General features: G+C 64.7%; 10 protein-coding genes. 6 read left to right on the top strand and 4 right to left on the bottom strand.

Features of this window, described 5'->3' with window-relative positions:
- The first annotated feature begins 212 nt into the window (after window positions 1-212).
- Both chpT and GSQ79_RS00780 read left to right on the top strand, forming a co-directional pair.
- Window positions 213-911, top strand: coding sequence for a histidine phosphotransferase ChpT (chpT, locus tag GSQ79_RS00785; RefSeq protein ID WP_158806836.1), 699 nt, complete (start codon window positions 213-215; stop codon window positions 909-911).
- 420 nt (window positions 912-1,331) lie between these two features.
- A complete protein-coding gene (locus GSQ79_RS00780; RefSeq protein ID WP_158806835.1) occupies window positions 1,332-1,895 on the top strand; it encodes a NifU family protein in 564 nt (187 codons plus the stop codon).
- Between the two features lie 28 nt (window positions 1,896-1,923).
- On the opposite strand, the gene serB is transcribed toward GSQ79_RS00780, so the two are convergent.
- Complete coding sequence (gene serB, locus GSQ79_RS00775; protein WP_158806834.1) at window positions 1,924-2,823, bottom strand: phosphoserine phosphatase SerB; 900 nt, start codon at window positions 2,821-2,823, stop codon at window positions 1,924-1,926.
- Between the two features lie 20 nt (window positions 2,824-2,843).
- Here serB and miaA point away from each other — a divergent pair, with 20 nt between their 5' ends.
- From miaA to GSQ79_RS00760, 3 genes are read left to right on the top strand one after another with little or no spacing between them, the layout of a single operon-like run.
- Complete coding sequence (gene miaA / locus GSQ79_RS00770; protein ID WP_246725021.1) at window positions 2,844-3,758, top strand: tRNA (adenosine(37)-N6)-dimethylallyltransferase MiaA; 915 nt, start codon at window positions 2,844-2,846, stop codon at window positions 3,756-3,758.
- Window positions 3,752-4,561 (top strand): hypothetical protein, encoded by an 810-nt coding sequence (locus GSQ79_RS00765; RefSeq protein ID WP_158806832.1) that lies wholly within the window; start codon window positions 3,752-3,754, stop codon window positions 4,559-4,561. Before miaA ends, GSQ79_RS00765 begins: the two co-directional genes overlap by 7 nt.
- Window positions 4,558-5,595: an aldose epimerase family protein gene (locus GSQ79_RS00760; RefSeq protein WP_158806831.1), complete on the top strand. Its 1,038-nt coding sequence runs from the start codon at window positions 4,558-4,560 to the stop codon at window positions 5,593-5,595. The genes GSQ79_RS00765 and GSQ79_RS00760 overlap by 4 nt, the downstream gene beginning before the upstream one ends.
- A 305-nt stretch (window positions 5,596-5,900) precedes the next feature.
- Here the strand turns inward: GSQ79_RS00760 and GSQ79_RS00755 are convergent, their stop codons facing one another.
- Together GSQ79_RS00755 and GSQ79_RS00750 are read right to left on the bottom strand one after the other, a co-directional pair.
- Complete coding sequence (locus tag GSQ79_RS00755; protein WP_305764605.1) at window positions 5,901-6,395, bottom strand: MucR family transcriptional regulator; 495 nt, start codon at window positions 6,393-6,395, stop codon at window positions 5,901-5,903.
- 259 nt (window positions 6,396-6,654) lie between these two features.
- Window positions 6,655-6,936 carry an XRE family transcriptional regulator gene (locus GSQ79_RS00750; RefSeq protein ID WP_158806829.1) on the bottom strand — a complete coding sequence of 94 codons (282 nt, stop codon included), beginning with the start codon at window positions 6,934-6,936 and terminating at the stop codon, window positions 6,655-6,657.
- A 130-nt stretch (window positions 6,937-7,066) separates the two neighbouring features.
- Here GSQ79_RS00750 and GSQ79_RS00745 point away from each other — a divergent pair, with 130 nt between their 5' ends.
- Entirely contained in the window at window positions 7,067-7,648 is a 582-nt protein-coding gene (locus GSQ79_RS00745; protein WP_158806828.1) for a hypothetical protein, read from the top strand.
- Between the two features lie 117 nt (window positions 7,649-7,765).
- Here the strand turns inward: GSQ79_RS00745 and GSQ79_RS00740 are convergent, their stop codons facing one another.
- The gene (locus GSQ79_RS00740) at window positions 7,766-7,975 is read right to left on the bottom strand and encodes a hypothetical protein (RefSeq protein ID WP_158806827.1); all 210 of its coding nucleotides are present in this window, start codon (window positions 7,973-7,975) and stop codon (window positions 7,766-7,768) included.
- Window positions 7,976-8,095: the final 120 nt, after the last annotated feature.

Raw genomic sequence — 8,095 nt, 5'->3', positions numbered from 1 at the left:
CCGTCAATCGTCTGGGGCTCGCACGTGTAAGTTTACGACTTAGTTTGAAGAGATCGCGAGATTCGCCTGGCCGACTCTTTTCAGACTTTCGGACGCGCGCTACAAAAGTGCAGTCAGGCGTACCTCTGATTCGCGTCGTAACCTCGCATTAACCAATCGACGTTTAGCTGCGGAACGGGCTTTGCCCTCAGCAGCCAGAATGGATGAGACGAATGCCGGCTTTTTCTCTCGATCCTCTCGATCTCGCAGCGCTTCTCTGCTCGCGGGTGTGCCACGACGTGATCAGCCCTGTCGGGGCGATCATCAACGGCCTCGAAGTTTTGGAGGACGAGAAGGATGAGGACATGCGGGGCTTCGCCCTCGACCTCATCAAGAAGAGCGCGCGCGGCGCCTCGGCCCGCCTGCAGTTCTGCCGCCTCGCCTTCGGCGCCGCCGGATCGGCCGGCGCGCTGATCGACACCGGCGACGCCGAACAGGTCGCCCGCGGCCTGCTCAACGACGAGCGCACGACGCTGGTGTGGAATGCCACCCGCGCGCTGCTGCCGAAGAACAAGGTCAAGCTAATCCTCAACCTCTACATGATCGCCGTGGCGACCGTGCCGCGCGGCGGCCTTATCGCCGTGACGATCGAGGGCCTCGACGAGGCGCTGACGATCAGCATCGAGGCGAGCGGCCCGAACTCCCGTCTCGCCAGCCACATCCCGCATCTCCTCGCCGGCGATCTCGAGGGATCGGTCGACGCCCACGGGATCCAGGCCTACTACACCGGCCTCGTCGCCCGCGAAGCCGGCATGAGCGTCGGCTTCCGCATCGACGAGGGCAAGGTGACGCTCAGCGCCGCCGCGACGGCGTTCGAAGTTGCAGCAGATGTTTCCGCCATCGAGGCGCCGCAGGATCAGGCGGCGGCCTAAGTCGCCGGCGATCTTCCCCCTCGCAGGAGAGGGGGAACCATGCGAAGCATGGTTGGGGGGCCTGCGCAGCCGTTGCGGGGCGATCGGACTTGTCGCAGCCGCGCAGACGTCAGAACTCACAGATCGAGCCAACCTCAGGTCTTGATCCGCCTCACCTCAACGCTCATTCTGAATGCGTATCGCTGTATCCCAGCAGACCGAAGAACCGTGACGCGTGACGCATCGCGACGCTAAAATGCTGAAGCCTGATCCGCATTCGTGTCTCCAGGGACGTAGTGCGGCGCCCCCTCCACCGCCTTCGGCGGTCCCCCTCCCCCGCGCTTCGCGCAGGTGAGGATACGCCACAACTGCTTGTCTCCTCACGCGAACACGCCCATATCAAGGGCAACAGCACCGCGCATGCGAACCGGACGAGAAAATATGTTCATCCAAACCGAAACCACGCCGAACCCGGCAACCCTGCGCTTCCTGCCTGGAAAACCCGTGCTGCCGGAAGGCACGCTGGACATCCGCGACGCGCGCGGCGCCGAGCGCTCGCCGCTGGCGGAAGCCCTGTTCGCCATCGACGGCGTGACGGGCGTTTTCTACGGCTCCGATTTCATTACCGTGACCAAGACCGACGCGACCGACTGGCAGGAGCTGAAGCCCGCCGTGCTCGGCATCATCATGGAGCATTTCACCTCCGGCGCGCCGCTGCTCGCCCAGGGCGAAGAGCATGACGGCGACGAGGCCGACGAGTTCTTCGACAAGGACGATTCTGAGATAGTCGACACCATCAAGGACCTGCTGGAAACCCGCGTCCGCCCGGCGGTCGCCAGCGACGGCGGCGACATCAAGTTCAAAGGTTTTAAGGACGGCACCGTCTATCTCGCGATGAAGGGCTCCTGCCAGGGCTGCCCGTCGTCGACGGCCACGCTGAAGCACGGCATCCAGAATTTGCTGCAGCATTTCATTCCGGAAGTGAACGCCGTCGAGCAGATCTAAACCGGGTCGCTTCGCCCGCAACGGCGGCCTAAGCGCCGGCGAACTCCGAGAGCGAAAAGCCCTGAAGATAGAGCAGCGCGGTGAGGTCGCCATGATCGATCCGCGCTTCTGCCGCCGCCGCGACCGCCGGCTTGGCGCGGAACGCCACGCCGAGCCCCGCCACGTCCAGCATCGCGAGATCGTTGGCGCCGTCGCCGACCGCCATCGTGTCACGAGCCATCAGGCCCCTCGCGTCACGGTGGCTTTCCAGGATCCGGCGTTTCGCGGCGCGCCCGAACAGCGGCTCCTCGAGCTCTCCCGTGAGCTGGCCTTCGGCCACGACGAGCCGATTGGCGAAATGCGCGTCGCACCCGAGCATCGCCGCGATCCGGGCCGTCAGCACCGTGAATCCGCCCGATGCGACGATCGCCAGGGCGCCATGCGCCTGCATCGTCGCCACCAGCGTGGAAGCGCCGGGCGTTACCGTGATGCGCTCGTCGAAAATGCGCAGCGCCGTGTCGAGCGGCAAGCCGCGTAGCAAGGCGACGCGCTCGCGCAAAGCCGGCTCGAAGGCGATCTCGCCGCGCATCGACCGCTCGGTGATGGCGGCGATATGGGCGCGCAGGCCGACAGCCTCGGCGAGCTCGTCGATGGATTCCTGCGCGATCAGGGTCGAGTCCATGTCGGCGACGAGCAGGTGCTTGCGGCGCCCTGCCGTGGCCTGCACGACGACGTCGATGGGTTCGCCATCGAGCATCGCCCGGAGATCGGCGGCGAGACGCTTGTTGTCGGCCCCTGCCGGCGGTGCGAAAGAAAGATCGGCGGCGATGCCCGGCGCCAGCCACTGCGGCACGGCGACCGGCGGCAAAGCCGCGGCGACGGCTCTCAGGTGGCGCTCGGCCAGAACGGGCGTCGCCGGATTGGCGATCAGGGTCACGACGTGGGTCAAGGTCTGTGCATCATCGAGACGTGAAGAGGCGGCAAGCGATCCTCATCGCAGGGCCGACGGCCAGCGGCAAGTCGGCGCTGGCGATCCGCCTGGCGCGGCGCCTCGGCGGGATCGTGCTGAACGCCGATTCCATGCAGGTCTACCGCGATCTCCGCATCATCACCGCGCGACCGACCCCGGCCGAGGAAGCAAGCGTCCCCCACGACCTGTTCGGCACGATCGACGGCGCCGAAAATTTTTCCGTCAGCCGCTGGCTTGCCGCCGCCGCGGCCGCGATCGACGCTGCGAGATCACTTGAACGCATTCCGATTTTCGTCGGTGGCACGGGGCTTTACTTCAAGGCGTTGACGCAGGGCCTTTCCGATATTCCGCCGGTTCCCGAGGCGGTCCGCGCGAACGTCCGCGCGCAAGCCGATGGCCGGGCGCCCGAAGAGCTGCATGCCGAACTTGCCCTTCTCGACCCGCTCGGGGCGGCAAAACTGCGCCCGACCGACCCGCAGCGCATCATCCGCGCCCTGGAAGTTTTTGCCGCGACGGGGCATAGCCTGCTCAGTTTCCAGAACACCCGCAGCGTGCCGCTGCTCGATACAGCCCACTGTCCCGCCGTGTTCCTCACCATGGATCGCGCAGCGCTGCGCGCGCGGATCGACCGGCGCTTCGATGCGATGATGGCGGACGGCGCCCTCGCCGAGGTCGCGGCTCTCGCCGCCCGCGGCCTCGACCCTGCGCTGCCGGTAATGCGCGCCCATGGCGTCCCCCCGCTTCTCCAGCATCTTCGCGACGGGCTCGCCCTCGATGAGGCGATCGAGACGGGAAAAGCCGACACCCGGCGCTATATCAAGCGCCAGGAGACTTTTGCGCGGCATCAGCTGCCGGATTTCTCCTTCGTCGATGCCGAGGCCGCGGAGGCGGTCGTCCTGGAGGCCGCGTGCTGACCGACCTGCGGATGATCATCGTTGCCATCGCCGTCCTGGTCGGCATCGCGCCCGCGGTGGCGCTGACCCGGCTCGACCTGAAGGATGCCGGCTTTCACCTGGTGCCCGGCACATCCCTGCCAGCCGACGCGGTGCTCCACGGACCGGGAGGCCGCGACACGACGCTCGGTCAGACGCTCGCGAAGAAGCCGGCGCTGCTGGTGTTCACCGATTATCGCTGCCAGTCGCTGTGCGGCGTGATCCTCGACCAGTTGTCGGAGACCCTGCCCAAGGTCGGCCTGACGCTTGGCCAGGACTACAACGTCATCGCCGTCGCGCTCGATGCGGCGCAAACGCAAGCCGACGCGGCGGCATTTCGCGACACCCACACCAAGGGCTCGCTGCAGCACGCCGGACTGTTCTTCACCAACGATGCCCCGGCGCTGCAGGCGCTGCGCGCCAGCGTCGGGCTGGTGGCTCCTTTCGATGTCGAACACGGGCAATTCGCCCACCCTGCCGGCCTCGTGCTTGTCGACGCGCGGGGTCTGGCGCAGCGCGTTCTGAGCCCCTTCGCGCTCGACCCGCTCGGTCTCAAGCTCGCGCTGACAGAGGGGGGCGCCGCGCCGCTGTCCCTCGGCGCGCACGCACTGCTGCTGTGCTACGGCTGGAACCCGGTGGCCGGTGTCTACACGCTGCGCATCGAGCGCGTGATGATGCTGGCCGCCGCGGCGACGATCCTGCTGATCGCTCTGACCGTCGCCGGATTTTTGCACCGCGGGCGGCGCCTCGCCCGCTCGTCCCTCCTGGAAAGGCCGCGTCCATGACCCCCGATTTCGACAGCATTCTGGGTCGCGCGCCTGACGGCACGCCGGTCGGCCTGCTGACCCTGACGAGCGACACCCTGCGCGTCGGATTGACGAACTATGGCGCACGCATGCTGTCGATCGAGGCGCCGGACCGCAGCGGCCGAAGCGATCACGTGCTGCTCGGCTTCGATCGCGCCGACATGATCCTAAAGGCGGGATCGTTCGGCGCGGTCATCGGGCGCTATGCCAACCGCATTGCCGGCGGCCGTTTTACCCTCGACGGCACCACCTACCAGCTCTCGCAGAACGACGGCGAGAACACGCTGCACGGCGGCAAACAGGCCATCGCCAAGACCTTCTGGGCCGTGGCCGAGCGCTCGGCAACGCATGTCGTTTTCACGTTGGAGAGCCCGGACGGCGATCAGGGCTTTCCCGGCGCCGTCAGCATTCGCGCGACCTACCGCCTGGACGGCGACACGCTGAACCTGACGCTCGAGGCCAGCACCACGAAGGCCACCCCGCTCAACCTCAGCGCACATCCCTATTTCAACCTCGCCGGCGCGGCGGCCCTCGACGTCTGCGACCACACCGTCCAGGTTAACGCATCGGCCTTCCTCCCGACCGATACCACGCAGATTCCGACGGGCGAGATCCGCCCCGTGTCCGGCACGCCGTTCGATCTGCGCGCCCCGGTGGTGATCGGATCGCGCATTCGCGGCGACGACACGCAGCTGCTCTACGCGCGCGGCTTCGATCATCATTTCATTCTGGACGACACCGACGGTGCGGCGGTGCGGATGACGCATCCCGCAAGCGGCCGGGGTCTCGAGATCACGACGACACAGGTCGGGGTGCAGGTCTATACCGGCAACAGCCTGAACGGGGCGCTCGTGGGGCACGGCGGCACGTATCGCCAGACCGCCGGGATCGCCTTCGAGCCGCAGGCCTATCCGGATGCCTCGAACCACCCGGCCTTTCCCTCGACGATTTTGCAACCGGGCGAGGCCTACCGACAGGTCATCGCCTACCGTTTTTTTTGTGAAGCGCGGTAGACGCCGAAGAATGTCCCGGGGCGGGAATGGAGTCTCGGCGAAAGGCAAAAATGCTGCATTCGCGCAACACGGATTGCTTAGAGAATCTAGGTGAAAAGATTTCTTGACACAACCTCAGGTATGCATGAGGGTACATACGTTATCAATGAGGTTTCCAGCGTCCCCATATTGCAGTTCTAAAATGACGTTTCGATTTATGCCGTCGCAATACGGTGCATCAGCTTGAGCATAAGCATTTTTATACCTTGAGGTTGGAGAGGATTATCTCTCCAACCTTCTTCATCGCGGATCATAACGGTTTAGAATCAAGCAGCTGGCCGGGTCCGCGGCCGCCCGCGTGGCTTCTTGGCAGCGGCGTCGGCCGGTTGAGCCGAGGACGCCGGCACGTCGGAGCGCTGGCCATTGACCCGGCCAAGCCCGGAATTCTTCGCTAGATCCGACCGTGCGGACGCATAGGCCGGCGCGACCATCGGGTATTGCGGCGGCAGCGCCCACTTGTCCCGGTATTGCTCGGGGGTCAGCCCATGGGCCGTCATCAGATGGCGTCGGATCGACTTGAACTTCTTGCCGTCCTCCAGACAGTAAACATAGTCGTGGGACACGGACTTGCGGATCGAGACAGCCGGCTCGGCAGCGACAACCGGCGCTTCGACGGGCGCCCCGCCGGACAGTTGCAGCAACGACATGTGAACACTTTCGATCAACGCGCCAAGGTCGCTGACGCGGACGGCGTTGTTGCTCACGAATGCCGACACGATTTCGGTGCTCCGCCCGAGTAGTCTTAGATCCGCTTTTTCCATCATTCAATCCTCATTCAACTGCGGAGCGATTCCCTCGGCAATCATGGACGATGTTAGACGGAAGACGGAGCATTCGCCAAGGTCATAATCCCTGAAATATACAGTCTAAATCGATTGTCCAGGACTTAGACTTGCGGATGCTGGCATGCGCAATTTGATCCTCTGGCATGTATTTACCGTTTGGCAAGAAATTCGGCGGACATGCCACGGATTACAATCTGGCGAACGTCCCGCATTTTCAATCAGTTGAAACCATACGTCAGCGTCTTTGGGTCATCGCGACGGGCGCTTCGATGATGCCGTCGAGGGTCCGGGCTCGCATCCGCGCACTGCCGTCGGGCGCAGAAAAAAAACTGACTCCGACGTCCGCCAATGCCGCCAGAATCCGGCTCGATGCAGCGGCATCGGCAGCAAGCCCGTTCTCCAGATCGGTTATGATCCCGACCGCGACGCCCGCGGCGGCGGCAAGATCGTCCTCGGTCCAGCCGACGGCAGCCCGGCCGATCCTGCACTGATCCGCCGTGATTTCGGTATCGGTCACCCTGTGCTCTCCATCCGCAGATCCGACGGCACGCCGGCCACGACCCTACCGCCACCAAGGTATCACAATGTTGCGGCATGGTCCGCGGCGCTGCCCGTCGCCCTGTCGGGCCATGCTTACGGAGACACCTATGCGCGCCTTCATCCGCCCTATCGCAACGGCCTCGGGTCTATCGGTTTTGTCCCTGGCGCTGCTTTGGGGTATCGGCGGCCCCGCCTCCGCTCAGCCCCGGCCCGCGCCCGCGACGCCCCAAGCCGACACCGCAGAGGCTCCAGCTCTCGCGCAGATGGCTTTGACCGAGAAGCAGGTCCAGGGCCTGCTGGCGGCGCAAAAGGACATTGGGGCGGCGACCGCCAAGATGTCGGAACAGTCCGACAAGCCCGATCCGAAGGTTCAGGCGGAGCTTGACGGCATCGCAAAAAAGAACGGCTTCGCGGATTACGCCGAGTTCGATCAAGTCGTCGCGAATATCGGTCTGGTGCTGGCGGGGTTCGATCCGCAGACCAAGACATACGTCGGGTCGGACGCCGTCATCAAGAAGCAGATCGCAACCCTGAACGCCGACAAAGAGATTCCGCCGCTCGACAAGAAGAAGGCGCTGGCGGAACTTCAGGACGCGCAGAAGACAGTGACGCCGGTGAAATATCCGGAAAACATCAAGCTCGTCACCAAGTACTACGACAAGCTGAGCGAAGCGATGCAGGAGGATTGAGGCGCAGGCCCAAATCGAGCTGGCGTGCGGCGATGGTGAGTCAGCGAACCATTCGCTGATGTCGCCGGGTTAAAACGGCAAGCAGGGCGCGGCGACCGGAGCGGTTGCCGTCGCGATTCATTCACTGCCGAACATGCTGCCGATCTGGTGAATCGAGAAGCGCTGACCGCGCGTCGTGATGATCGCAGTGCCCTGCCGCTCGTGCGAAACGGCGTAGATCGCGTCCTGCGCGGGACGGCCGATGGCTGCGGCTTGTGCCGCGCGCGCTGCGATCGCCTGCAGGAAGGGTGAGAACAGGTTGGTTCGTCCGCTGGTGGCTTGTCTCATCACGATCCCCGTTACCGACTACCCCCAGGGAATCAGTGATTGAGTCCGAGCGCAAGCGCTAAGCCGAAATCGCCGTCGTGTCCTTTAGGCGTGTGGCGGACAAGACTCATATTTGGGCAT

The organism is Beijerinckia sp. L45, from assembly GCF_009765775.1.
In the GTDB taxonomy this organism is placed as follows: domain Bacteria; phylum Pseudomonadota; class Alphaproteobacteria; order Rhizobiales; family Beijerinckiaceae; genus RH-AL1.
Note: the sequence above shows the minus strand (reverse complement) of the source record. Positions and strands in the feature narration are given on the sequence as shown.